Origin of the sequence: Alkalibacterium putridalgicola, from assembly GCF_040959045.1 — a bacterium.
GTDB lineage: Bacteria > Bacillota > Bacilli > Lactobacillales > Carnobacteriaceae_A > Alkalibacterium > Alkalibacterium putridalgicola.
In genome coordinates this window covers 1,230,618-1,255,508 of the sequence record NZ_CP162615.1, presented here as the reverse complement: position 1 = coordinate 1,255,508, position 24,891 = coordinate 1,230,618, and the positions used below count along the sequence as shown (strand labels likewise).

Genomic DNA, 24,891 nt, shown 5'->3' with positions numbered 1-24,891 from the left:
TCTTTTTGCCTTACTGCTCTTCTTCGACCATTTCTAAAGCTTCTTCCAGACTCTTTCCTCTATAGTCCTGAGCAGCCAGCCACTGGCCAGTGACGCCTTTGGGTACGAAGGCCCCGACGATCATGCCTGGGATGACGGTTTCCACATCGTGAGAGGCATTTTCTCCACCCAGGTCTGTTTTGATCGAACCGGGGTCTATGGCATTGATCGTGACGTTTTTGGCTTTCAGTTTCTTGGCATCGTCCTTGGATAGTTTATCGAGCGCCCCTTTTGATGCCGCATAGGCGCCTTTGCTCGGGCTGTTCTTGATGCCGCTCGTTGTGTTGATGATGCGTCCGAATTTCTGGTCCAGCATGGCCGGCAGGAATTTCTCGATCAGGATCATAGGCGCGATCACATTGACCTGATACGTCCAGATATACTCATTGGCATCCAATTGCCAGTAAGGGTCCTGACTCTTTGGCATGACTCCGGCGTTATTGAACAGGATATCGACGTTTACTTTCTCTAAAACGGAATCGGCCATCTTCCTCACGTCTTCTTCCTTCGACAGTTCTGCGGCTACAGCGAAGGCTTCCACACCGTGTCCTTTGATTTCTTCAACTAAATCCTCTGTATGCTTAAGCTCCCGGCTGTGAACGATGAGGTTCGCCCCATATTTGGCCATCGCTAAAGCGATCTCTCGTCCGATCCCGCGGCTGGCTCCTGTGACGAGTACCCATTTGTTTTTAACATCTTGACTACTGCCACACATTTGTACCGCTGGTACATTTCGCTGGCGGTAGTCACATCTAACATATTTTTCCTCCTTATTTAAATAATAAAGCTTTCACTCAATCCTTTTTCTAGCGTTACACGTTTAGACAATCCAGTTTATTCGTCCGCTTAAAATAAATATACTCTCTTTGGAATCGCTTACGCAAGGAATGAGTGGTTCGTTCAGCACTTACTTCTGCGTGTTTTTTCTATAAGAAGATCCTGTGGTGATTTACCTTTCTGCGGCAATGACGATAACGAATACTGATCGAGTTTAAAGTCCCGCTCCTATCCTAGATGTAAGCGAATAGCTGCGGTCAGATAGCAAAAAAGGCAGAAAATCAGAATGATCCACCTGATTCCCTGCCATAAATGTATTATCCTTCGAACTTGCTTTTATCAAATCTGTATACGGCATAGCCTTTTTTATTGTCATCCGCTTTAGTGATATAAGGGATATTATGTTTTACTTTGCTTGCAAAGGCTTGGCCTAAACGCCAGTTGCCCGGCCATACAGCCACTTCGTCCCATTCGCTTTCTATGAACAGATCTTTCAATTCGAATTCAAAGCCGTCTTCAACTAAGCCCTGTTTGATACTCTCCTTGAAGTAATGCAGTCTTTCTCTGAGAATCAATTCCCTGACATCTTTCTGCAAATCTTTACTTATCTTGCTTGTATCCATATCCTAATCGCCCTTTCCGTCCTGTGTAGTTTGTATTATGTAATCCCTTAATTAAATTTATCACAATAGGATATAAATAGAAAGGGTATAATTATAAAAATGTTAGTATATATAAAAAACGTACCAGTGAGTCACGTTCATCTCACTGGTACGATAGCATTGGTTTTGATTCTTTTAGACTCATAGTCAAAGGATAGCTGTTTCGTGTAACTTTGATCCCTTGCTTAACTGCCGTATATGCAGCTAAGCATCCACCATTTACACATGCAGCAGTATATTCTAGCTCTTTACAGTGCGCCAGTGGTTAAGATAATATCCATACCTGCTAGGACGACACTGACGATAATAATGGCTCTTTTGATATGCTGTGGTTTGTTTTCTCCAGAAATATATAAGAAAAGGAACAGTGCCGTCGTAAAGATGCTTACGAGTATCGAAAACACGATATTGCCTTGAAAGTCTAATAATGTAGCAAGTAATTCTAGGATGATGCCAATGGCTGATGAGTAAAACAAGGCAGACCAAATTTCATTTTTATAAACATGCGTGTCTTTGGCGATCCACTGCGTTGGGAATTTTGTCACGAGGTACTGAAACCCCACGCCAAGCAACCCTCCTATCAAACCAATTACGGCTCCGAAAATGAGCCCTAAGGACCGCACGCCTGGATTCGTTTCAAATAGCTCAGCAACTTCCGGTTCAGCTGAAATATCTAATGTACTGAAATTGATCAGGATGGAAGCAATCAAAACAACACTAAAAACAGCGAGTGCTAACCACGGAAATCTTTTTTTATTGTTCGTTACATTTTCATTCATCTGTGTTTCCTCCAATTTTTAACGTTATCATAAAACATCTTGCTTGTTGAAGGCGTAGTAGGACAGTCCTAAAAACACCCCGACATACACCACATTAACGATCGCGGAAAAAGGTAAACTTACCCCTTCGATGTATGTCATGCGTCCCGGTAAGTAGTTTTCCAAACTCCAATTGGCCGTTATTAAATACTTTGCCAGATCCGTTTGTGATGCCAAGTATTGAGTTACCCCGGTACCTAGGAAGATTGCGCCGAGTGTCGCACCCAAGGACAATGAGGTGTTTCGCGTTAGGGTCGACAGCATAAAAGCCAGTGACGCGATAATGACTAGATAAACCAGGTTGCTGGCCACTAAGCCGGCAAAATAGCTCAAAAACTGCACATGTTCATACGTGCCATTCATCGTCATGAAGACATATTCCGATGTTGGATTCATATCTGTGGTGAATAGCGCAAAGATCGCCGTCGATAAATATAACAGTCCATAATAAAAGAACGCCAAGAGTACGGTCGTGATGTATTTAGACGTCAATATTTTTGTTCGGGACTGGGTACGTATCAGCAGCAATTTAATGGTGCCCATAGAAAATTCCTTTGACACCATAGCGCTCGCAATGATCGTTACAAAAATACCTGTCAGTGCATTCACGCTTGATGCGCTGACTAAGCTGCTATAGAAATTATTCGAAGCAGGCGGTTCGATCCCCGCCTCTAAATGATAACCGAGTCGCGCTATTTCCGTTTGATTGTTACTCACTGTAATGCTCTCGTTAAAGGATAACTCAGTGTCCTGGTTCAGCAACTCCTCTGCTTCTTCCTGCAAGGTGTCTATCTCTTGAGACACGTCACTTTCCCAGTTCTCGCTGTATGTACTCGTTTCGTTTGCCTGTTCATTTTGGAAAATCAGCGGCATAAAACTCATCAATGCGGCAATGCCGACAATAAATACCATGATTATGATGTTGCTTTTTCTTGAAAACACTTTTTGCCATTCGTTTATAATTAGGTTTATCATCATATCCTCCTCTTATTCAGCTGTCAGATGTAAAAAGCGGTCTTCGAGTGAATGATTTTTCGGTTCCACACTGTATATCGCGATACCGTTGTTCACGAACGCTTTCACTAGGCTGGAAACATCGGACAGTTCAGCTGGTAATTCGACCACTAAATAGTCCTCCAGCAGCTGACTTATGATGTCGAACTGTTCTTGCAGCAGCCCTTGCGCTTTTTCTGGTTCAGAAACCTTAAAGTGGTAAACCTGTTTCGCTTCATCCCTAACGTTTTCTACCGCAATGAGTTCCCCTTTTTTGATGATAGCGATGCGATCACACATCAGTTCGATCTCACTTAATAAATGACTCGATACGATCACTGTGACGTTTTTCTCTTTTGCAAGCAAACGAATGTGACGGCGTAATTCTTGCATGCCAGCTGGGTCTAGACCGTTGGTTGGTTCATCAAGGATCAACACCTTAGGATCATTCATCAACGCTTGAGCGATCCCTAAACGCTGTTTCATCCCAAGTGAATAGTCCTTGACCTTGTCATTGATTCTATCGGTCAAATTGACAAAGTCTACAAGCTCCGCAATTTTCTCTTTGGACACACCGTTGTCCATGCGTGCAAAATAGTCCAGGTTTTTTTGTCCTGAGAAAAAAGGATACATCTCGGGATTTTCAACGATCGCTCCGATGTTTCCCAAAGCGTCCCGGTGTTCGTTTTCCACATCATGGCCGCAGACACTGATCTGCCCTTCTGTTATGTCGATCAATCCAACGATCATGCGAATCAGCGTGGTTTTCCCTGCGCCATTCGGACCAAGCAGCCCTAACACTTCCCCCTCGTTGATCGTTAACGAGAGATCTTTAATGATTTCTTTTCTATTGATGGTCTTTCCTACCTTATCTATTGCGATGGTTGTCGTCATAGTATCTCCTTTTTCTGTTTATCTTAATGCGCCATTGAAAACTGCATTATTAAAAGTCTATCATAATGTGAACTTACATACAATCAGTGATGGGGATTAGTATAGTATTATCTGCTTGATGAATGCCTCATGTTCTGTTCAATATTTTCAGTGGGTGGCACCTGCTTTTGTTTTAAAAAAGGCTTTTAACAGGCTTCAAAAAAACCCTTAGTCGAAAACTTAAGCACTTCTTTTAAAAAGCGCCTAAACTGAAATCGGCCAAGGGTCAATATCGTTAAATTCTCTCAAATGTGTTTACGGTGTTTGAGTGATGATTTCTTTATTGCAACATTGAAGATTACATGGATATGAAATTAAATGTTGTCTATTCTTGCAGTTCAAATTCAGAAGGTACCAGCACCGTGTCAATGGCATGGATCACACCATTACTCGCGTCGATATCGGTCATGGTTATGGCTGCATCGTTTACCGTCGGATCTCCCGACAAGTCAAAGGTCAATTCTTCGCCATGAACGGTTGCTGCGGTCTGACCGTCTTCCAGATCTCCTGCCAATACCTCACCTGGTACAACGTGATACGTCAATATAGATTCCAGGTCAGGCTGGGCAAGCAGTTCTTCTGCTGTAATGTCCAAGTCAGTCAGCAGTGCCTCGAATGCTTCATCAGTTGGAGCAAAGACGGTAAACGGTCCCTCTCCCTGAAGTGTCTCAACAAGTTCTGCTTCCTGCAGGGCAGAAACTAAGATACTGAAATCAGGATTACCTTGTGCAATGGCCACAATGTCTTCTTCAGTTTCTTCAATATTGTCTTCAGTGTCTTCGGTATCTTCATCTAAGTCTAATTCTTCTTCTACGTTTTCTTCAACATCTTCTATTTCTTCTTCTGCAGTATCAGGGTCTAAATCCGTATCTGCATCATCATCGGTTGCACAGCCAGCTAAAAATCCGACGGTTGCAAATGAAAGGACGCCTGCTCGTAACATCTTAACTAATTCTTTAGTCATCATCTATTCTCCCTCTCTTATGCTACAAAATGAACACTCAAACAGATAGAAAATACAATTATCTTCTATACGTCCAAAGAATAGCAAGCGGTTTCATTAAAGTCAATTGATAGAATTGCAGTGACTGCCTTTCTTCCCGCTTACCATCGAGGAATGGATTTTTCCAATCACTTAGTTTAAGTCAGCTGAAGGTTTTTATGCAGAACTTCACCCTTTTTCATGTATACTTATTTAATATAGAGAAAAAGTATACATGAACAATGAAAGAACCAACATTTAAGTCGAGTATAAAGGAGAATGGTATGGTTAATACGCATCCAATGTGGGACGATTTCCCCAATATCCAGGCCCCTTTAGTGGCGTGCCTTGAACTGATCATAGAAAAAACGACGATTGAAAATAAGGACATAGAAAAAACAGTCACTGCTCTGATAGAGAGTCAGGGAAAACTACTTAGACCCGCCTACTTCTTGCTTTTTTCACAGTTAGGCAATGCCCAAAAGGCTGCATATGACAATATCATCGCTGCGGCTGCCTCGACGGAGGTGCTGCATCTGGCCACGCTCATTCATGACGACATCATCGATGAGGCGGCATTACGGCGCGGGAGCGAAACGGTCCACTCCAAACACGGTCAGGATGTGGCGGTGTATACAGGCGATCTAATGATCTCCGTGTATTTCGAATTACTGGCTGATGCGACGGACTCGGTCGATATCATTCAATTGAATACCCAGTCGATGAAGCAGGTGTTATTAGGTGAAATCAATCAGATGACGAATGCCTATGATACAGCTATCACCTTTGACACGTACTTGAACAGCATTAAAGGAAAGACCGCTCAGCTGTTTGAGTTGAGCTGTTACGAAGGCGCCTACTTTGGCCAGTGCAAACCTGAAGTCATTGAACAAAGCGGTGTAATCGGTCAGCATATCGGGATCGCCTTTCAGATGTTGGATGATATTTTGGATTACACGCAAACACCTGAGAACTTATCCAAGCCTGTTTTGAACGATGTCAAACAAGGGATCTATACTCTGCCCCTCATTTTAGGCTTGGAGGCGAATAAAGACGCCTTCCTTCCTCTACTGGAAAAAGGAGAACAGTTGTCGGACAGTGATCTGGCTGAATTAGTTGCGCTGCTGCATGAACACGACTGCATCGAACGCGCACACGGTATTGCCAGGGAATACATCGATAAAGCGCTGGCCTTGATCGAGCAGCTTCTCGATCAGCCAGAAAAAGAGGTTCTGTATACTTTGACGAAAACACTACTCACCAAAGACTATTAAAAAGGAGATTCCTATGACACTTAAACAATATATCCTGCTCGCTCAGGTAGAAACCACCACGACCAGTATTTTTCCGGCTTTGATCGGTATCCTTTACGCCTGGTACAATTATGACGCCTTCCGCTTAGGTTTTTCTATTTTGGGCTTACTCACCGTCGTTATCTTTCATCTGGCAGTCAATATTAGAGATAACTATCTGGATTATTACATCGCCGATAACAAGAATGCGGACCACGCTCAGGATATGACCGTCGGCAAGGAAAACATCCCGCTTAAAAATGTCCGCCTGGCTTATTATATATCCGGTGCTGTCGCTTTGGTCATCGGTTTATACTTAGTTTTTCAGACGTCCATCATCCTGTTATACATCGGCTTTATTGGAGGCATGCTGATCGGCATTTTGTATACCGCTGGTCCACGGCCGATCTCAAGCACGCCGTTCGGTGAATTCTTCATTGGGTTGTCGATGGGCTTTGGTATCTTCGCTTCCATGGTTTACGTCAACGCCTTTGACGTGATGCAATTCGATCTTGTCACCACCTTGCAGCTGATCGTCGCGTCCATCCCTACCTCCATCACGGTCATGGCCATCCTGCTTGCCAATAACATTTGTGATCTGGAAGAAGATATCGAAGACGACCGGTATACGCTGCCGTATCATATCGGCGTGGATAAAGCCCTCGTTGTCTTTAAATACTTTTACTACGCGGCTTATACCGCGGTCATCCTGTCCGTCGTTTTCGGGACCTTCCCACGACTTGTGGCCTTGTCTCTCTTGACGTTCCCGTACGTCTTGAAGAATATCCGCATCTTCACGAACCATCAGGACAAACAGACCACCTTTATGACGACGATCATCAACTCAGCCGTCATCCCTGTTCCAATCATTATCACTTTCTTCCTTGGTGCCTGGTTGAATATCTGATTATTCTAATAAAATAGGCAAGAAAAAATCAGTGACGAACTGAAAGGTCTCCTTTCGGTGTTCATCACTGATTTTTTTTGTTCATAACACTTTTTCTTGCCTTCTACTTTAAAAGAATAGGCGATGAATTATCTACCGCAGCATTTTTTGAACTTCTTGCCACTGCCACAAGGACAAGGATCATTGCGTGACACGTTTTTGTACGGATTTGTAACAGGTTTTTGAACTGGAGTCGTTTCCAGGAAGTTATCAGATGAAAAATGACTAGCCGCTTTATTTCTAATGAGTAAGGATGCATCCATTTTATCTGGATCATACATTACCCCTTCAAAGCGATCACGCATTTCTATACGCGTATAACCATGGAGCTGCCATTCCCGACTATGATTTGCGGCATCGGCATATAGCTCAACAAAACGGTCAGCTTGTTTTGGATTTTGGAAAAAAAGGACGCTGAAATCGTCTAGTTCTTCTACCACTGACCTAAACCCACTACCGATTTTCAGATGGAAAGTCAATATCTCCATGGCATTACCGTGGTCTTTCGACACGTCACGCACAAACTTTTCTAACTGTTTGTAAGACTTTTCTTGAGCTCTAAAATCAGTTTTCATCCAAGATAAAAGGATTTCTCTTGAAGGGATGTAATACTCTTTTTTAAAATAACTCTCCGACCCAAGTCTAAACGCTTCTGCGTCTTCTATGGTATTGAACGCCTTACTAGCGATATAGTCATCCTCTAAACTATAGTAAGTATCTTCTACCATTAGAATATTCACAAGGATGAAAAAAGTCTGGTAATCGTTTAGTCCAAACGGTTCCTCAGGATAAGCCTTACGATATAACGTGAGTAGAAAGTCTTTACTGACGATGCCATACAGATCAATAGCTAATTCAAGGAGACGTCGAATATGGACAAAGCGCTGAACACGTTCGCTTTTACGGATGGATTTGAGTTGTCTCAGTGCATCTGCCAGCTCGGTTGAATGAACGCTGATCAATTGATCTGAAGAATCCTTCGAAAAAAGCAACCCTAACTTCACTGCAGCGGGATAAACAGCAAGGAAAAACATCGTCTCACGCCTGGATAAGTCAGTATTTGAAAATTTACCATCGACAAACATCTGTAACAATTCTATCTGCAGATCGTTAAAAAAACAGACGCGTTCGTTATAGGTGCCACTTATTTTCTGGGAAAGTGTCTCGACCATTTTAGCTTTATTCCAGCTTTTTTTTACCGGGATGCCATTGATCTCTGCAAGTGTACATAAACTATCTTTGGTATAAGCATCAAGGCAATCCGATAACTTGTTCGATTTGGGCACACGCTGGAGAGAAAGAGTACTTAGGGTTTCATCTACTGATTCCTCGACGAGCTGTGAAGTGAAATCGTCTGTGTATTGTTCAATCAAATCATTGTATTTAAAGTCATTCATTGATAAAGTTCTCCTTTTACTGGTTCGTCCATAAATAATAGTTAACACTGTTACAAGTGAAATATCATTACCTGCTCGCGACGGAGAATCACTGCAGTTATTGTATAAACAACGAGTGATTTCTTTCATATCTCAATCGCCACGTACGTGATCGCGGCAGTGATTATATAATGACACACTCTTCTCTTTGACGTCAATAGTTACAATAAAATCCTTATAATAACTCATCAGGACAAGATGATCTGGCTGTGTGTGCCTCTATTTCTCCTCACATTTTTTTATGTCATTTCTTATTTGAATAAACACAACATCAGTTTACTCTACCTTATCATACTAGTGAAGATCAGCACTGGCTCTTCCCTCTTTTTTCGTACCTTCATATGAATTTTCTAATGAATCAGCATCCATGATTCCGTTCACTTTGAAATCTCTGCCCTGTTTTTGGTATGATGAAACAACGTGAAAACGGACCGAAGCAACTGAAGCTGGCGAGTCCGCTGCGTTTCATACGAGAAATACGCTTGATTTTTATGTAAAGAAAGGGAAATAAAATGAAGACCAATTTTTTAGATCAATTTTATACGATCGACCCGGATACAGGTAATTATATCATTGATATTGCTTTAAAGGATTATGACGAAGTATTCAATACGTGGGATTCGTCTGTCTACAATATAAGGGATCTGGATTCCAGCCTGAAAACTTTTTTAGATGAATTTTCATATGAGATCGACTCAAAAAATAAAATTAAGCTCGTCTTTAACATGCAAGATGAAAAGAAAGACAAGGAAATGGAAAAGACTATCATCAACGGCGTCCGCAACCATTTTAACTATCGCTATTTTTTGACGACGAAACACACGAACCGGAAGAGAAATAAATCCTTTGTGTATATCGCAGTCTCCGTTCTGTTCACGATCTTGACGACCTATCTGCAGATCAGCGAAGAAAGCCGTCTGCTTCAGGAACTCTTGCTTTTAAACTTAACGGTCGGCAGCTGGGTGTTTCTGTGGGAAGCCTTCTCCATTCTCTTCATGCAAAGTAGTGATCTGACACAAAGACGGAAGCATTATAAACGGATCGTCACCGCACCGATCGAATTCAGATACCACTAGCTCCTCCATATGAAAGCACAGCCTTCTCTGAAAGTTGATACTAACAGAGAAGCTTGTGCTTTTTTATTGATCAGAAGCCTTCCTAGGTGATAACCGGAACTGAAATGAGAAAGATTAATTGAGTTCCTGTTATGAGCACTTATAGCTGTAACTGATTGGAAGGAACGAGAGTGAGTTGCTGTTATAAGGACGTATAAGAATAACTGTGGCAGAATAATGCGGATGAGTTCCTATTATTGGTGCCTATAATAGGAACTGAAAGACTAAAAGTGGCTTGAGATCCTGCTAATATCCGCTATAGTGGGAACTCGACATCTATGTACGACTTGGGTTACCGATATAAGCGGCAATAGCCGTAACTCAAAGACTTTAACACGTGCGAGTTCCTGCAATAAGTATGTATTCAAGGAACTGAGCGTTAGCCTTGAGGTCGAGTTCATGAAATAAGCGACTATTCCCGGGACTGAAGACTAGCCATGAGGTCGAGTGCCTGAAATAAGTATGTATTCAAGGAACTGAGCGCTTGCCATGAAGTCGAATACCTGAAATAAGCAACTATTCCAGTAAGTGGGTGCCGGAAAAAGGATGAGCTCCCGAAATAGCTGGAATGTCAACACATTATTGAACAGAAAATATAAAGTGTAAAAGATAATTAAGTTCACGTTCCTTTTGCCTCTCTCAACCGAATGGCGGAAGCCTTTCGTTCAATCGATCGGCTAATTAATGTAACAGTCTGTGTCCACGACTACAAGGGCAAGACCACCCTTTCCGTCCTGGTCCCATACTGTTTTGACTCAGTGGCCGACCGATAGACGAATGACTTAGATTTTCCATTTTCAGACTGTTCTTCTTCCCAAGTTTTACGATAGTCTATGGGAGATTCGTAGTTTAGTGCGCCATGCGGACGAAAATTATTCCACCAATGGACGTAGTCCATAAGTTGGACCTGCAGTTCATAGAGTGTATCGAATCGGTTGTCGTAGACAAATTCAAACTTAAACGATTTATATGTCGATTCCGCTACGGCATTATCATACGGGTTTCCTTTTCTACTTAACGAGCGTTCAATATCAAAGGTATCCAATAATTCATCAATCGTATGGTTATCAAACTCTTTTCCTCGATCGGTATGAAAAGTGTTCACCATATGTAGATCGCCCTTAACTGTCGCCATGGCCTGCATGACTAATTCAGCGGTCTTATGCGGTCCAGCGGAATAACCAATGATTTCACGATTAAATAAATCCAGGATGAAACACACATAAAACCAGCTGGTTGCGACTTTGACGTAGGTCAAATCTGTGACGATTACTTTCATCGGTTCTTCTTGAGAGAACTCACGGTTCAGGATGTTTTCTATTCTAGCTTGATTAACACCGGTTCTCTGGGGTTTGTACGAGGGGTGATTATATTTTGAGACGAGATGAAATTTTCTCATTATACGACCGATACGACGGCGAGAGACAGTAAATCCTCTCTTTTCAAGTACAGGCTTCAATTTTCGCGTGCCGAAGGCATTATTACTTCTTGCGAATTCTTCAATGATTGCTTGTTCGAGTTCTGACTCACTTTCTTTCTTTTTGGCTTCATAATAATAAGATCCTCTGTTGATTTTAAGGGCACGGCACATCGCTGATATAGAATACTTATGTTTATTTGCTTTAATTACTTCGACCTTCGCCCGAATATCAGCGCCGCTTGCTTTAAAATATCATTTTCCATTTCTAGTTGAGCATTTCGCTTCTTTAACTCTCTCAGTTCCTTTTGTTCAGGGGTCAAATTATCCTGTGCTTTGAAAGAACCAGAGTTAGTATTTTCGCGGACCCAGCGGTCAAAAGTGGAAGGAGTGAGTTCGTATTCTGAAATGATTTCATTTCTAGGTTTTCCTGCTTTGTGCAGGTCTACGATTTGATGTTTAAATTCATCTGAGTAATTGCGTCTCTTTCTACGCGTTGACATAATAGATTCCTCCAGTGTGTTTCTTTTAGTATACACACCTTATCTTTTCTGTCCAACTCAGTGTAACCTATCCAAGCCTTCAAAAAAACGTGAACCGATTACAGAGCCTGAACTTTTTTTTGGTGAATGGCTTCTGAATGTGTCTAGGTGAAGAAAAAGAAAAAAGATGTCCGAAATAAGTGCTCAACATAGGGCATCTGGATCGGATGCGCCGGTGTTCCGTGATTCTCTTCATCAATGACCCACATACCGATGCTGTCTGATGCGATCATCGGTATGTACTGTGTCAAGCTGTTAAATCTTCCCATTATCGACCGTCTCCTTTTAGCCCCCATACCACTGCTCGACATACTGTTTCAACTGTTCGAGCTCTTTATAGTTCGTTCCGTCCCCCATCTGATTACAGATGTCCATCTTCTTGTTTATGAGTGCGATGTACTTTCTTCTGGGGAGGTCTTCTTCCAGGTAGTCTTTGAAGGCATCGATGAGCTGGACGGATTTTTGCATGTGCGTGTCGTAGAGTTTGTGGTCCAGGGTCATTTCCAGAGTGACGACGATATTGGATTTTTTAGCTGATGTGATGAATGAATGCTGATCCAGCCGCTGTTGCATCTCAAATAGGATGTATGTAAGTAAGGCATCGATGCTGCCGAACTGGTCCTGCGTGTATTCTTTGATCATCAGGACTTCGGTATAGAAGAAAAGCTGTGTGTTGAAGAAGAGGACGAGTTCGTCGATCTCTCGGGCGATGTCGACCACTTGAGCCAGGTCATCGGTGACGTCCATCAAGGTATAGGAAGTCAGATCATCTCTGCCGTTGAGGTAAAACTCGATCTTTTCGACAAAGTTCATTTTCAGGTAGCGCAGGTCCGGATACAGACGGTACTTGGCATGCTTCATCAGGAGGTATTCCTGCTCGGACGGGTATTTCACAGCCATCTCAACGAGCAGCTCGATCAGTTCGTTTTTATAGAGCCGTGAGAGACTCAGGCGCAGGTTCGTGTCGTTGATGCCCATTCCTTTTAAACCAAGGCTCACAGATAAATGGTAAAAGGCCGCCACCTGGTGTTTGCAGAAAGGTCCCTTGTCATAAGGACAGTCACACTGAGTATGCGTGATGGTGTTCCGGTCCTCGGCGAACGTCACGGTGACGGTATAGGGTTTCGTCCCTTCGACAGTAAAAGTATAATGCCGGTCGTCGTTTTTTTTGACGTCCAGTATTTTGTCTCGCTTGAAGTAGTCCAGCCCCCGGTCAAGGATTTTTGAATCGATCTCGGTTTCGAATGCAGTCAGTTTCATCTCGCTCACCTCTTTTCTGGATAATATGATTCAGTCATTAATAAGTAGTCTGCGGCCCCTAATAACCGGATGTTTCGGGACCACACGACTGGTCTCCTTTTTAGTTCAGGTCTTTTTCAAGCTTTTCTCAGGCTTCTTCCAGGCTTTGTCCTCTAAAGTCCTGGGCCTGAAGCCACTGGCCGCTGACGTCTTCTTTAACAAAGGCGCCAAGGATCATGCCCGGGATGACGGTTTCCACCGAGTGAGATGCCTGTGATCCGCCCATATCTGTTTTGATCCAGCCGGGGTCGACGGCATTGATCGTCACGTTTTTGCCTTTCAGTTCGCCGGCGTAGTCTCTGGTCAGCTTGTCCAGCGCCCCTTTTGACGCTGCATAAGCGCCTTGAGCGGGCTGATTCTTGATGCCGCTAGTGGTGTTGATGATCCGTCCGAAGTTCTGTTCCACCATGCCCGGAAGGAATTTTTCAATGAGTAGCATCGGAGCGATCACGTTTATTTTATAGGTCCATAAGTAGTCATTCGCGTCCACTTGCCAGTACGGGTCCTGACTCTTTGGCTGGACGCCCGCATTATTGAAGAGGATAGAAACCGGTGCTTTTTCTAAAACCGTGTCGGCCATGTTTCTGACCGCTTCTTCATTCGACAGTTCCGCTGCTACAGAAAAGACATTCACGCCAAGCTGTCTGATCTCTTCCACGAGCGATTCCGTGTGTGCGAGTTCGCGGCTGTGGACGATGACGTTGGCGCCCCTTTTTGCCATGGCTAAAGCGATCTCCCGTCCGATCCCTCGACTCGCTCCCGTTATAAGTGTCCATTTGTTTTTGATGTCTATCATTAATGTTTCCTCCCTTAAATAAGTTCAGTTGATCTGAAAGTTAGGCCTATTTTCTTCATGCATAAATTACTTTGAATAAAATTGAAATGTTAGTCGTCTTCGTAATTTTCGGTGTAAAACTCCATCTGATAGATATTGCCTTCTTCGTCTTCATACTGACGGTTGTCGATGTCAGTCAAAGAAAGGCTCCTATTGTCGTAACTGATGTCGATCGTTTCGTCTGAGACGTCATAGGTGACAAGCTCATGGTTCTCATACCCTTCATCATTCTCAAAGTCTTCAAAACCATCAACGTCCTCATCAGTGTCATCAAAGCCGTCGAAGACACTGACCTTCTTCTGTTCAGGTCTGATCTGGATATGTCGTGGTGCTTCGGTCTCGTCGCTTCCGTCTTTTATACGCAGCAGTGAGATAGGCTCGATCTGGATTTTTGAAACGTCTTCATCCGTGCCGCATCCCGCTAAAGTGAGTAGTGCTCCAGTTAGCGCTAAGTATCTTAGATGGTGTGTCATCTTGTCGTCCTTTCTATAAAAATATTTTATGTAACACTTATCTATATTTATTCTACTTGAAATGGCTTACAGTTTCGAGAGTCTTTTTTTCAAAGTTTCGTATTAATGTGATAAGCTGAAATTAGAAATAATTTAGAGGAGGATGTTTGAATGGAAGAACGCACACTGGTCATTATCAAACCGGATGGGGTCGAACGAAATCTGACGGGCCATCTGTTGAAAGAATTTGAACGTAATGATCTACGCATCAGCCGTCTGAAAATGATGCAGGCCGATATGGAACTGGCACGCAAGCACTATGCTGAACTGGCTGATAAGCCATTTTTCAATAAACTGCTGGACTATATCACACGTGGCCCCCTGGTCGTCTGTGTGATCGATGGTGAAGATGCGGTCCACCGCGTACGTGAGCTGGTCGGTGACACCGATCCGAAGGTCGCCCGCCCCAATACCATCCGTACCCTTTACGGAAAAGACAAGACGGAAAACACGATTCATGCGTCGGATTCAGTCGAAAGTGCCGAGCGGGAAATGATGCTGTGGTTTGGTGAACTGTACGAGAAGTAATGAAGTGAAATAAGGTCGAGCTGGAAGCTTCCAGCTCTTTTTTTGTTAAATAATTTCTGCGATAAATATAAGCCCCGTTGTATGCTTTGTTTATATTGCAGAAATATAAATCGTTTACCGATCTGATTCACTTTCAAGGCAAGCGAGCTGCAAGAGTTAGAGGTTATTCAGTCCGGCGGGTCTAAATACTCCCTAGTTCGACAGTTATCTAAAGGAGACTCTCGGCTAACTACCGAATGTGGGGAACTTCGACAAGTAGGTTAGCTAGGCTTAGCTGTAAGTGTCGAAAGTACGGCCTATTCGGTCGATAGCTATGCATCAAGTCATCCTACTTACCGAATGGGCCCTTCTTCGGCAAGTAGAACGACCGATTTCTTTTCAAAGTGTCGAACAGGTGCTTACTTCGGTAAGTAGATCAAGGATTACGCCGGCTAGTTACCGAACTTGACCGACTTCGACAGTTACGTTACAAAAAACTGGTCTAACTTACCGAACCCAGTCAAAAAACTATAAAAGCTTAAAATAAATTATCCCTTTTGCTGGTCTACACTAACCTCTGCAGCTTTTGTATAGACTCTCTCCTATTCATGCGCTTCCCATACGCCGGGTCCGATCGTCATCTCGCTGAAGGTCGCTTTAAAGGAGCCATTTTCTGGACTGCAGGCATACACACCAAAGGAAACGTCTGCGTCGCCTTTATCCATATGGCAGATACGGATTTGCTTGAAATTTGTGCCGTCCAGGCTATACTCCACCCGGAAGTCCGGTCCTCTGCGGCTGAGCCGATACCAGACAGTCGTGATCGCCGCGTCGATATCCTGACTGGCCCAGTCTGAGTATCCGCCGTTCGTCACGACGCTTCCCAGACGCTGGTAGTCTTCGTTCTCGTATTCTGACGACGCCTTGATCCAGTTATCTGAATCCAGATATACCACGATCCCTGCCTGGTCAAAACGGTGACTGCTTTCATTCTCGACTTTTGTGACGAATGAAAAGGACGGTTCATCTGTCTGGGTCTGAACCATCGGCGCATTGTCGTTCTGAAAGCCGTAATACGTCCGCTGCCAGAGATCCGTCCCCGGTTCGGTATGAATCACTAGGCTTTCGTCGGTCTGTTCCATCTTTTTCGGTGCATTGAGTGTAGTAAGTTCTTTATTCAAGAAATGTTCTGTCATGTTCCGTTCCCCCCTTAGTTTGTCTCGAAGTGATGATAAGTTAATTGTAGCTTGACTTGGTGCAAAAATAAAAGGATCAGGCTTTATATTTTTCATCTTTAGTAAAAAAAAAAGAGAGCGATCGCTCTCTTTCCTCATTTTGGTTCCTATAGGACACTGGACAAAAAGACCAGGATAGTGATGAAGTAGCCAGTCATCACTGTAATGATGCCGTTAAAGGTCAGTTCAGTCGTCCCGATGCGCTCAAGGATCCGGTCCCGTTTGAGCAGGCCTTTATAGAACGCAACACCGGCAATGAGCATGAATACATAGACTAGGCTTTTCTTGATATATTCTGCCGTATCGACCTGCAGTTCGATGCCGAAGAAGAATTCGGTCAAAAATTCGCCGAATAAGCCGGTAAACAGTGAGATGACTCCCAATACGAAAGCAGTGGCAGCAGCGATGCGCTCCGGTTTGCCCGGCTGCTCTTCCCTGCTTTTTCCAAACAGCATGGCTGAATACTTGACGTAAGATAGGATCGTTCCTAAATTGATGATGTTGAGTAAGAGAGTGATCCCCGTATCTTTTGTCCCGTTCGCGATCATGTATTTTGAAATACTGCCATTGAAAAAAGGAGCGCCGGTAATGCCGAGTACAGCAAAAGCAGTGGCAGCGCCTACCCAGGGCATGCGCCTGAAGAGGCCTCTGATCTCATGGATATTCCTTGTTTTATACTCTTTTTCGATCAGACCGGAAGTCAGGAAAAGAGTGGATTTAAAGAGCGCATGATTGAAGATATGATAGACCGCCCCCCAATATGCCACATTAGACCCCATACTTAATCCGACCACGATGAGTCCGACCTGAGACACTGTGGAATAAGCCAGGAAAAGTTTGATATCCCGCTGTCCCAAGGCCATGATGACACCCATAACCGACGTGAAAAAGCCGACCCAGAAAAAGAATGACTGCATATCGATGACCGGTGCGAACATTTGATTGAACCGGATAAACAGGTATACCCCGCTCTTGATATACAACCCGCTTAACACCGCGGAAATGACCGGGGGTGCACTCGGTGTCCCGTGTGCTTTGGGAAGCCAGCTGAAGAGCGGCATGACGGCTGTTTTGTTCGACACAGTGACGATCATCATCGCATAAGGCAGGATCATGGCTTGGGGCTCTTCAAGCATCGGCATGGCGGCACTCACAGCCCGGATATCGAGCAGGCCGAATGTGCGGTAGATCATGCCTGCCCCGAACAGCAGAAAAGATGACCCGATGACGTTAACGAAAAAGTAGATCATGCCGTCATAAATGGCCTGCTTCTCTTTGTTGAGCATGATCAGGATCGATACCACGACCGTCGACACTTCTGAAAAGACAAAGATGTTGAACAAGTCGCTCGACAGAAACAGCCCCATGATCAGACCTTCCAGGACCAGGAACATGAAATAGAACTTTGAATGAAAGTAGTCAGCGTTGACGGCAAAAATCAGAAACGCCAAGTAGATGAACGACGTCATCAGAACCATAAAAATCGAAAGAGAATCGGCGAATAAACTTAAAGCAAGACCGTCCGTGTATCCCCCGGTATTCCAGATGATCGGTCCGTTGGCTTTGACAGACAGGAACTGGCTGAAAGCAAAGGCCACATAGGAGAACTGAAAAAGGAACAGCAAGGGTTTTGCCCATGTGTCCCGGATGATATACGCGATCGTTCCAATGAGTATCGGTGCTAACACAAAGATCCCTAACACTTGCGTTCACTTCCCTGCTGATTTCTGTCTCTCGTCCAATGGGTGATGCCATGTTCCTGTTTATAATGCATAAACATGGTCAACCCGATCGCTGTGATGCCAATACCGATCACGATCGCCGTGATCATCAACGCCGCCGGGACAGGATCAGCAAATGCTGCTTCCTGAGCCTGTCCGATCGGAGGGATGGTGTCAGGTGTATAATTGATAGTAATGTAGAATAAAATAATGCCGGATTCCATGACTGTCAGAGCCATGATCGTCTTGACGATCGATTTTTTGATCATTAAGCCGCAGAGACCAATAAAAAATATCAGAATCCCGGCAACTTCTCCAAAAATAAAATTCACTGGTTTCACCTTCTTTTCCTGAAGTATGGTGCGGTCGGTTCGATCAGTTGACTTGTCGGGCGGCTGCCTTTCGATCAGGTTTGCTTACCGGCCTTCATAAAAGACAAAGCGATAAAAAATGACACTCAAACCGGCAAAGACCTTCAGACCGATCAGGCTATTCATGAAGACCATGTAGACCTGATGTGAAAAAAGCGTATCGACAGGTTGGATCTGCATGAAGATATAAAGGATCGGCGTTGCCGCAATGGCCAGGAAAAGCAGTTTTTCAAATTTTTCCAGCCTGTCCAGATCCAGATCAAAGTTTGGATAAACGAGATAACGTGAAATCAATGCTGTCGCCAGAATGGCCCCGCCTTGGAACCCGCCGCCGGGAGAGACATGACCGTTGAAAATAATATACAATCCGATCAGCAGCACGAACGGGTAAATGACCCCCACCATGCGAAGCACGATTTCAGAATGGTCTTTAGGATCGAACGGTTCAGTTTCAAACGTGCGCTGTCTGGCTTGTTTGCCTGCCCAGGAGACGTTGATCACTTCCATAACGGAAACCAGCAGCATCAGCGTTTCCAGCAGTGTATCAAATACCCGATAGTTCAGGTAGATGGCAGACACGGCATTCTGAGCGCCTGTTTCTTCAAAAAAGTTTGCTGTAATGTACTCCCTGAGTGGCGTGTCCAGTTTTTCAGAATGATTGAGAAAAAGGAACAGAACAAGACAGGCACTTGCTGCGGCAAAGACTACCCGGATGACTTTGACCGCTTTATTCGTCTCTTTCACTGTCAGTCACCTCATCTATGTAAATGACCCTGATATCCTGGTTATCTCTGATCACCTCGTGCATATTTGCCACGATATCCTGAAAGACCTGGTCACTTTTATTTCCGTATAAATAAGTCAGATCGCCTTTTCGGTGGATGTAAATATCATGATCGTCTTCTTGCATGATTTGTTCGATCGGATGATTCGTATAGGCCAGCTGCGGTTCAAAATCTTCTGTCCGCTCCAGAAATCGTTCAAGTGGACGGACGACTGTATCCATGATCTCACCGATACTCTGGTCGTTGAACGTTTCGACGTCCTCATTCACGTAACAGATGTCATAAATAGACAGCTTTTTCGTCGCCACTAAATACATGACGGTCGACAGCCCCACACCGATGGCCGCTTCCGCTAGGGCAACGTCCGGGGCATTATAATGCAGGTATGTGACTGCCGTGACGAGTGAAAAAACACCTAAATAGATGACTGACCGCTTTATGTTGTCTGAAAAGACAGCAAAACTGGCAAAGACCAGTAAAGCAATAAGCAGAAAGGTTTGAAACATATCCCTTATCTCTCCTTCTTGATCCGGTATCCGCTGATATGGGCCGAGCGGGTGATCGCATGAGTGGCGATCGGGTTAGTGACCATATAAAGTGTCAGTATAAGCAGGATCTTCCCGCTGAAAAATTCAAAACCATGCTTGATGATCAGACCGGTCATAATTGTGATGAAACCGACTGTATCGACTTTGGAAGTGACCAGGATCCGCGAAAAGTAATCCGAGAACCGGTAGATCCCAAGAACGCCCAGAGCCATGAAGACAAGTCCGACGATAATGATAAGGTTGGCAGCCCAGTCTATCCACTGCTCCATCATATATCGCCTCTTTTCTCGACAAATCGGGAGATCATGATCGTGCTGAGGAACCCGAGAACGCCGTATATGAGGGCGACATCGAGTAAGAACGTGCGTTTATACAGGACACCGATCATCACAGTAGCCACGATGACCTTGGAAGAAAAAACTGAAAAGCCAAGCATGCGGTCCCAAATGGTTGGCCCGATCAGTACACGGCCTAACCCAAACACAGAAAGCCCGGCTACGGTGATCAACACAAATTCATTGAAGTCCATCTTATCCCCTTCTCTCTTTAGTCGTCATGGTCTATATCCTTTTTTCAGCTTGTTTTCATAACGCAGCAGCACATTCTCCAGTTTATAAGGGATCACATCCCGCGGATCGCCATCTTCTGCCGGTGGATTCAGGGCTAGAACACGAAGCTGGTTTCCTTTTTTTTCAACAGTGACCGTTCCCGGTGTCAACGTGATGGAATTGGCCAAAATATTGATCAGCAGTTCGTCCGACAGTTTTGTCTCACACGAAATGATCTGGACGTCCGTTTTCCCGGAAAGGATATAAGGGATCACTTCAAAGCCGGCCAGCCAGATGCCTGTGAGCAGCCGGGCCCCATACTCCGCTAAGGTCAGGAGTCCGATCATATAGGTATGCTGGTAGTCCCCTTTCAACATGAAACGGTTGGTAAATAAAACCACCACTATAGCCATGAACAGACCGGTCAGGGAAATGAAGAGGGTGAACTCTTCAAACAGCAGGATCCACACAAGAGATAATAAAATGATGATGACCTTGTTTTTTACAAGGTCATCCCAGATCGTCCGCATATATGCCTTCACAAAAATACCTCTTTCCTGGTTGTTTCGATTCTCGGTAGCTGAAAGCGAATAAACAAGGGTGTTCTTTAGATGTGTCCAATATCCAAGCATCGTTTACTTTTTAAACTGATTGTTCTGCTTTTTTATAGTCTAACAAATAACGGACGGCTCTCAAACTATAAGATATTCCCGGTCAGACAGAAAAAACTGTTTTCTGCTATTTGACTCGCTTCAGGAAAGAACCCGGAACTTCTGAGGTATAGCGGACCAGTTTGTTCGTGCCCGGATGGACCAGAACGAGTGTGGTCGCATGCAGACCGAGACGTTTGATCGGGTTCGTTTCCGCATCGTAGAGTTTGTCTCCAGCGATCGGATGCCCGATGTCTTTCAAATGCACACGGATCTGATGTTTGCGTCCGGTTTCCAGTTCCACTTCTAAAAGGGAATAATTTTCGTTGCCCAAAACTTTACGGTAATGGGTCACAGCGTGTTTGCCGCCGTTGTCTTCCTGATTGGAATACATTTTGATGCCTTTGCTTTCTTTCAGCCAGGATGAGATCTCGCCCTGCTCTTCTTTGACACTGCCTTCAGCCAGCGCCGTATAGATACGCTCTTTCACGGTGTTCTTCCAGTCGTTCTGGAGAGCCTGCTGGATCTCTTCTGATTTGGCATACAGCATGACGCCTGATGTGTCTCTGTCCAGACGGTGGACCACGAAGATCTTGTTGTCGGGATTTTCTTTTTTGACGTAGTCGCTCAGCTGATTATAAGCCGTCGGTTCCAATGGATCGTCTGCCGCGACAGACAGGAGACCGGCTTCTTTATTGATCACGATGATGTCCTGGTCTTCATGCAGGATGTCCAAACCGGACAATTCCGAGCGTTTTTTATTTTCTCTGTTGCTTAAAATACCGACGACCTGGCCGGGTTTCAGCGGGTGGTTGTGCTGTGTGACTTCTTCCCCGTCGACCGACACCTGCCCGCGGGTCAGGATGGATTTCACTGAATTACGGCTCTTGTTGGTGATGGTTTTTAAAAGAAACGGCAGTAAAGTCGTCTCTTCATCTATGGTGTAGTTGGTGATCCCGCGTTTGTCGATCTGGGTCGTACCTTTACGTAGCTTGTCCGTTTTTTTGTTTTTATTTTTAGGACGATTGTTGCGCTTTTTACTCATAATATTCACTCCTATAGTTGTTGACTCTTTAGTAGTATAACAGAAAAACGCGTTGAAATAAGCGAATAAACGATGAGAAAGTTGACCTATCCTCTAAATTTTTTCCGAAGCAGCAAAAAACCGAGTGACTGAGTCCGCTCGGTTTTCTAATTCCCTGTCTATCTATTCTCTTTTAAAAGGCAGATGATCTTTGACAAACTTATTGACCGCACGGGATACTTTTTTTGGCAGCGGCACGGCGTTACGCGTTTCATCTTCCAGATCCGAATAAGTGCTGTAAGCATCGTTCAGCGCGTCATCGTTATCGAATTCGAGTTCTTTGGTATTCAATTCGCTGCGGTCGAGTTTCAGGTTCTTCTTGAACTGGCTGCGCATCAGACGTTCTAAAAGGCCCAAGTCGATGCTCTCGCCCTCTTTTTCCTTGGTCGCGATGATGCTCAAGACTTCGATGTAGCTGAGTGCCAGCGCACTCGTCACGATGGACGCCGTCGTTCCGCTGATGATCCCGCCTATTATGGTCCCTGCTCCCGGAATGAATTTAAAGGCGTTGGCCACGACTGTTTTCCCGATCATCGTCGCCGATCCGGTCCCGCCGACCGCCGCAATGATGCTGACGATGGTCGACTTGTCCAGCGAGATCCCGAAGATGGCGGTGATATGGGCCAGCAAGGTCACCTGCATCGGGACTAACAAGGAAGCATCTGAAAACGGGATGGGTGCGAAGCCGACACCGAATGTCGTCGCAACATAGCGTGAAGCCCAGCGTCTGGCGGCTTTGGCCTTGCGTTCGATATCGGCCTGCTGGGCATTGTTAAAAGCCTCCCTGCTCTCCTTTGGGATGAGCTGCAGCGTCTTCTCGATCAGCTGCTTGAGTCCAAAACGCGGGATCACATAATCATCTGAGATCTCATACGGTTCCGACATCACATTCTGCACCGCCGCCACGGGCAGGTTCATGTTTTCAAGGTATCGGCTGAACTCATCAGCCGGCTTCCCGATGGACTGCGTCAGAACGAGGATCACAGGCAGGATCTCTGAGATTTCTTTGATCATCTCGATCTCCGTGTCTTCTATCCGTGACGAATTCGCCTGGATACAGTAGTAGACCGCATGGATCGCCTCTCTGGAATTCTTATTCTGCTCGACCAGGTCGAAGATCTCCCTTATGACCTGTTTCTGGATCTTTTCCTGCAGTTCCAGACCGCGTGTATCGTACAGAACAATCGGTATACCTTCTTTCGTGATCCGCCGCAAATGCTTCGTGACGGGTTTACCGATACCCGTGTCCGCCAGCTTTTCCCGGAACACATTGTTGATCAGCGTACTCTTCCCGACCCCCGTCTTCCCCGCGATCAGGATATTGACCGGCGGCATTTTTTCGACTTCTGCTTCTGTTTTTTCTAAGATTTCCTGGATCATATTGTATTTACTGTTTGGTTTCTTCATCGTCACCCTCCTAGAGTGTTTAACACTAGTTTACCATGAAGCGCCTGATTTGACGAAAGAGAACAGTCTCTTGGTGAGTATGGTTTATGTTTCTGTTGTGATTTGGCTGTTCGACCTGTTGGGGTCACTATGAGGAAGGAACAAGCCGAAAAGCGTAAAGTTCGGCTTGTTCCAAGAGGATCAGGAGACGGATAAGCCGAAAGGTTTTTCCGGTTCGGCACTTACGTTTGGATAAACAGTTCGAATCGACCGAAGTTGTCGAACTTCGACACTTACGTTTGGAGCAGCGATTCCTAAGCACCGAAGATGGGCCCGGTTCGACACTTTGAGTCGAGAAAGCTATCTCTACTTACCGAAGAAGCCCGACTTCGACACTTAGTTTTGAACAAACATGTCCTATCAGCCGAAGGTGGCCACACTTCGGTACTTACGTTTGACACATCTGTATGAACCTGTCGAACATGCTGAACTTCTGTCATTAGGATCACCTCATCCTGACTTAACGACCAAACCGAAACAAAATAAGGATATCAAAATGAGCGGGCTCATTTTGTTCCTTTTAAATCACTAAAAAAAGCTTCTAAAGAAATCACCAGCATCACTGGGTCCTTTAGAAGCTCACGAAATATTCAGTTAGAGTTTAGCGGTATTCTGAGGGGACGCTGTCAAGTTCTTCGGCAGCTGTAACGTGCCAAGCATCTTCACCATACTGGAGATAAACGCGGTAAACAGTGTTTCTTCCACTGTCTGAAACGACTGTAAAGGCACGGCCAGGACCATTGTTTCCTACCCACCAGGTGATCATGTCGCTCTGGCTGATGCCGCTGACTGCACTGGCATTTTGCTCAATGGCGTTACGGTCACTGGATCCGTCGCTGAAGTTGATGTTGTAGCTTTCGTTCAGCGGTGCATCGGCATTGATGTCTGCATCGGTTGTCTCTTCTTCTGTCTCAGTTTCGTCTGCTGTTTCTTCTTCAGGTGCTTCTTCTGTATCCGCCGGTTCCTCAGTGGTTTCTTCATCTGTATTTTCTTCGGGTTCTTCTTCGGTTTCGGCTTCTTCAACTGCTTCCTCGGCTTCCGTATCGACCTCCTGATCTACGGTGCCTTCCTCAGCCGCTTCCTCTTCAGCCGCCGGTTCTTCATCTGTATTTTCGTCTGTTTCTGTTCCTTCAGATGACGCATTTTCATCAGTTTCAGAAACCAGTTCAGAATCCTGCGTACCGTTTTGGTCCTCGTCCGTGACGACATCATCCTGGTTGGCGAAAATAAAGATGACCAGACCGCCTAAAATAACGACCAGCAGTCCAATGACCACATAATAGATTTTTTCGATCTTACTGTTATTTTTCGGATCATTCGGATTGTTTTTATTCGCGCGTGTTTTTCTCATGACGTTCTTCCTTTCTAATCTTATGTAAGAAACTCTTTTAAAAGTGT

The 24,891-nt window shown here is 44.7% G+C and carries 26 protein-coding genes and 1 pseudogene; 4 read left to right on the top strand and 23 right to left on the bottom strand.

The genetic code is table 11. From position 1 onward, the window contains the following. Positions 1-10: 10 nt before the first annotated feature. From AB4027_RS05885 to AB4027_RS05860, 6 genes are all read right to left on the bottom strand, one after another. The gene (locus AB4027_RS05885; RefSeq protein WP_368646389.1) at positions 11-754 is read right to left on the bottom strand and encodes an SDR family NAD(P)-dependent oxidoreductase; all 744 of its coding nucleotides are present in this window, start codon (positions 752-754) and stop codon (positions 11-13) included. Between the two features lie 379 nt (positions 755-1,133). After that, complete coding sequence (locus AB4027_RS05880) at positions 1,134-1,439, bottom strand: DUF1413 domain-containing protein (protein WP_368646388.1); 306 nt, start codon at positions 1,437-1,439, stop codon at positions 1,134-1,136. A 287-nt stretch (positions 1,440-1,726) separates the two neighbouring features. Next, on the bottom strand, positions 1,727-2,257 hold the full coding sequence (locus AB4027_RS05875) for a hypothetical protein (RefSeq protein ID WP_368646387.1): 531 nt from the start codon (positions 2,255-2,257) through the stop codon (positions 1,727-1,729). 27 nt (positions 2,258-2,284) lie between these two features. Further along, positions 2,285-3,271 carry an ABC transporter permease gene (locus AB4027_RS05870; protein ID WP_368646386.1) on the bottom strand — a complete coding sequence of 329 codons (987 nt, stop codon included), beginning with the start codon at positions 3,269-3,271 and terminating at the stop codon, positions 2,285-2,287. A 12-nt stretch (positions 3,272-3,283) separates the two neighbouring features. Then, on the bottom strand, positions 3,284-4,183 hold the full coding sequence (locus tag AB4027_RS05865; RefSeq protein ID WP_368646385.1) for an ABC transporter ATP-binding protein: 900 nt from the start codon (positions 4,181-4,183) through the stop codon (positions 3,284-3,286). Between the two features lie 364 nt (positions 4,184-4,547). Next, positions 4,548-5,186, bottom strand: a complete 639-nt coding sequence (locus tag AB4027_RS05860) for a fasciclin domain-containing protein (RefSeq protein ID WP_368646384.1) — start codon at positions 5,184-5,186, stop codon at positions 4,548-4,550. 302 nt (positions 5,187-5,488) lie between these two features. Here AB4027_RS05860 and AB4027_RS05855 point away from each other — a divergent pair, with 302 nt between their 5' ends. Together AB4027_RS05855 and AB4027_RS05850 are read left to right on the top strand one after the other, a co-directional pair. Further along, positions 5,489-6,478, top strand: a complete 990-nt coding sequence (locus tag AB4027_RS05855) for a polyprenyl synthetase family protein (RefSeq protein ID WP_368646383.1) — start codon at positions 5,489-5,491, stop codon at positions 6,476-6,478. 13 nt (positions 6,479-6,491) lie between these two features. Then, positions 6,492-7,403 carry a prenyltransferase gene (locus AB4027_RS05850; RefSeq protein WP_368646382.1) on the top strand — a complete coding sequence of 304 codons (912 nt, stop codon included), beginning with the start codon at positions 6,492-6,494 and terminating at the stop codon, positions 7,401-7,403. Between the two features lie 128 nt (positions 7,404-7,531). On the opposite strand, the pseudogene AB4027_RS05845 reads toward AB4027_RS05850, so the two are convergent. Continuing rightward, positions 7,532-7,627 (bottom strand): annotated as a pseudogene (locus AB4027_RS05845) (SEC-C metal-binding domain-containing protein); the annotation flags it as partial. A 1,763-nt stretch (positions 7,628-9,390) separates the two neighbouring features. Here AB4027_RS05845 and AB4027_RS05840 point away from each other — a divergent pair. Further along, entirely contained in the window at positions 9,391-9,954 is a 564-nt protein-coding gene (locus AB4027_RS05840; protein WP_368646381.1) for a hypothetical protein, read from the top strand. A gap of 745 nt (positions 9,955-10,699) precedes the next feature. On the opposite strand, the gene AB4027_RS05835 is transcribed toward AB4027_RS05840, so the two are convergent. From AB4027_RS05835 to AB4027_RS05815, 5 genes are all read right to left on the bottom strand, one after another. Then, a protein-coding gene (locus tag AB4027_RS05835; RefSeq protein ID WP_245746652.1) for an IS3 family transposase occupies positions 10,700-11,913 on the bottom strand; the annotation gives its coding sequence in 2 pieces (ribosomal slippage) (positions 10,700-11,628 and positions 11,628-11,913; 1,215 coding nt in all). 143 nt (positions 11,914-12,056) lie between these two features. Continuing rightward, positions 12,057-12,221 (bottom strand): hypothetical protein, encoded by a 165-nt coding sequence (locus AB4027_RS05830; protein ID WP_368646380.1) that lies wholly within the window; start codon positions 12,219-12,221, stop codon positions 12,057-12,059. A gap of 16 nt (positions 12,222-12,237) precedes the next feature. Beyond that, a complete protein-coding gene (locus AB4027_RS05825; RefSeq protein ID WP_368646379.1) occupies positions 12,238-13,212 on the bottom strand; it encodes an SWIM zinc finger domain-containing protein in 975 nt (324 codons plus the stop codon). Positions 13,213-13,339: 127 nt separating this feature from the next. After that, a complete protein-coding gene (locus AB4027_RS05820) occupies positions 13,340-14,047 on the bottom strand; it encodes an SDR family NAD(P)-dependent oxidoreductase (RefSeq protein WP_368646378.1) in 708 nt (235 codons plus the stop codon). Positions 14,048-14,136: 89 nt separating this feature from the next. Beyond that, entirely contained in the window at positions 14,137-14,559 is a 423-nt protein-coding gene (locus AB4027_RS05815; RefSeq protein WP_368646377.1) for a hypothetical protein, read from the bottom strand. A 150-nt stretch (positions 14,560-14,709) separates the two neighbouring features. On the opposite strand from AB4027_RS05815, the gene ndk reads away from it, so the two are divergent. After that, positions 14,710-15,126, top strand: a complete 417-nt coding sequence (gene ndk / locus AB4027_RS05810; RefSeq protein ID WP_368646376.1) for a nucleoside-diphosphate kinase — start codon at positions 14,710-14,712, stop codon at positions 15,124-15,126. 581 nt (positions 15,127-15,707) lie between these two features. On the opposite strand, the gene AB4027_RS05805 is transcribed toward ndk, so the two are convergent. The 11 genes from AB4027_RS05805 to AB4027_RS05755 form a co-directional block, all read right to left on the bottom strand. After that, a complete protein-coding gene (locus tag AB4027_RS05805) occupies positions 15,708-16,301 on the bottom strand; it encodes a DUF1349 domain-containing protein (protein ID WP_368646375.1) in 594 nt (197 codons plus the stop codon). A gap of 146 nt (positions 16,302-16,447) precedes the next feature. Continuing rightward, positions 16,448-18,043, bottom strand: a complete 1,596-nt coding sequence (locus AB4027_RS05800; protein WP_368646374.1) for a complex I subunit 5 family protein — start codon at positions 18,041-18,043, stop codon at positions 16,448-16,450. After that, on the bottom strand, positions 18,037-18,393 hold the full coding sequence (locus AB4027_RS05795; protein WP_091487304.1) for a sodium:proton antiporter: 357 nt from the start codon (positions 18,391-18,393) through the stop codon (positions 18,037-18,039). The genes AB4027_RS05800 and AB4027_RS05795 overlap by 7 nt, the downstream gene beginning before the upstream one ends. Before the next feature lie 84 nt (positions 18,394-18,477). Further along, positions 18,478-19,176 carry an MnhB domain-containing protein gene (locus AB4027_RS05790; protein ID WP_368646373.1) on the bottom strand — a complete coding sequence of 233 codons (699 nt, stop codon included), beginning with the start codon at positions 19,174-19,176 and terminating at the stop codon, positions 18,478-18,480. Next, positions 19,160-19,723, bottom strand: a complete 564-nt coding sequence (locus tag AB4027_RS05785; RefSeq protein ID WP_091487302.1) for a DUF4040 domain-containing protein — start codon at positions 19,721-19,723, stop codon at positions 19,160-19,162. The genes AB4027_RS05790 and AB4027_RS05785 overlap by 17 nt, the downstream gene beginning before the upstream one ends. 5 nt (positions 19,724-19,728) lie before the next feature. After that, positions 19,729-20,034 (bottom strand): monovalent cation/H(+) antiporter subunit G, encoded by a 306-nt coding sequence (gene mnhG, locus AB4027_RS05780; RefSeq protein WP_368646372.1) that lies wholly within the window; start codon positions 20,032-20,034, stop codon positions 19,729-19,731. Next, complete coding sequence (locus tag AB4027_RS05775; RefSeq protein WP_091487300.1) at positions 20,034-20,294, bottom strand: monovalent cation/H+ antiporter complex subunit F; 261 nt, start codon at positions 20,292-20,294, stop codon at positions 20,034-20,036. Before AB4027_RS05775 ends, mnhG begins: the two co-directional genes overlap by 1 nt. Before the next feature lie 24 nt (positions 20,295-20,318). Beyond that, a complete protein-coding gene (locus tag AB4027_RS05770) occupies positions 20,319-20,855 on the bottom strand; it encodes a Na+/H+ antiporter subunit E (protein ID WP_368646371.1) in 537 nt (178 codons plus the stop codon). Positions 20,856-21,051: 196 nt separating this feature from the next. Next, the gene (locus AB4027_RS05765; protein ID WP_368646370.1) at positions 21,052-22,008 is read right to left on the bottom strand and encodes an RluA family pseudouridine synthase; all 957 of its coding nucleotides are present in this window, start codon (positions 22,006-22,008) and stop codon (positions 21,052-21,054) included. A 162-nt stretch (positions 22,009-22,170) separates the two neighbouring features. Beyond that, complete coding sequence (locus AB4027_RS05760; RefSeq protein WP_368646369.1) at positions 22,171-23,454, bottom strand: YcjF family protein; 1,284 nt, start codon at positions 23,452-23,454, stop codon at positions 22,171-22,173. Between the two features lie 640 nt (positions 23,455-24,094). Next, positions 24,095-24,844, bottom strand: a complete 750-nt coding sequence (locus AB4027_RS05755) for a DUF1510 family protein (protein ID WP_368646368.1) — start codon at positions 24,842-24,844, stop codon at positions 24,095-24,097. Between the last annotated feature and the right edge of the window lie 47 nt (positions 24,845-24,891).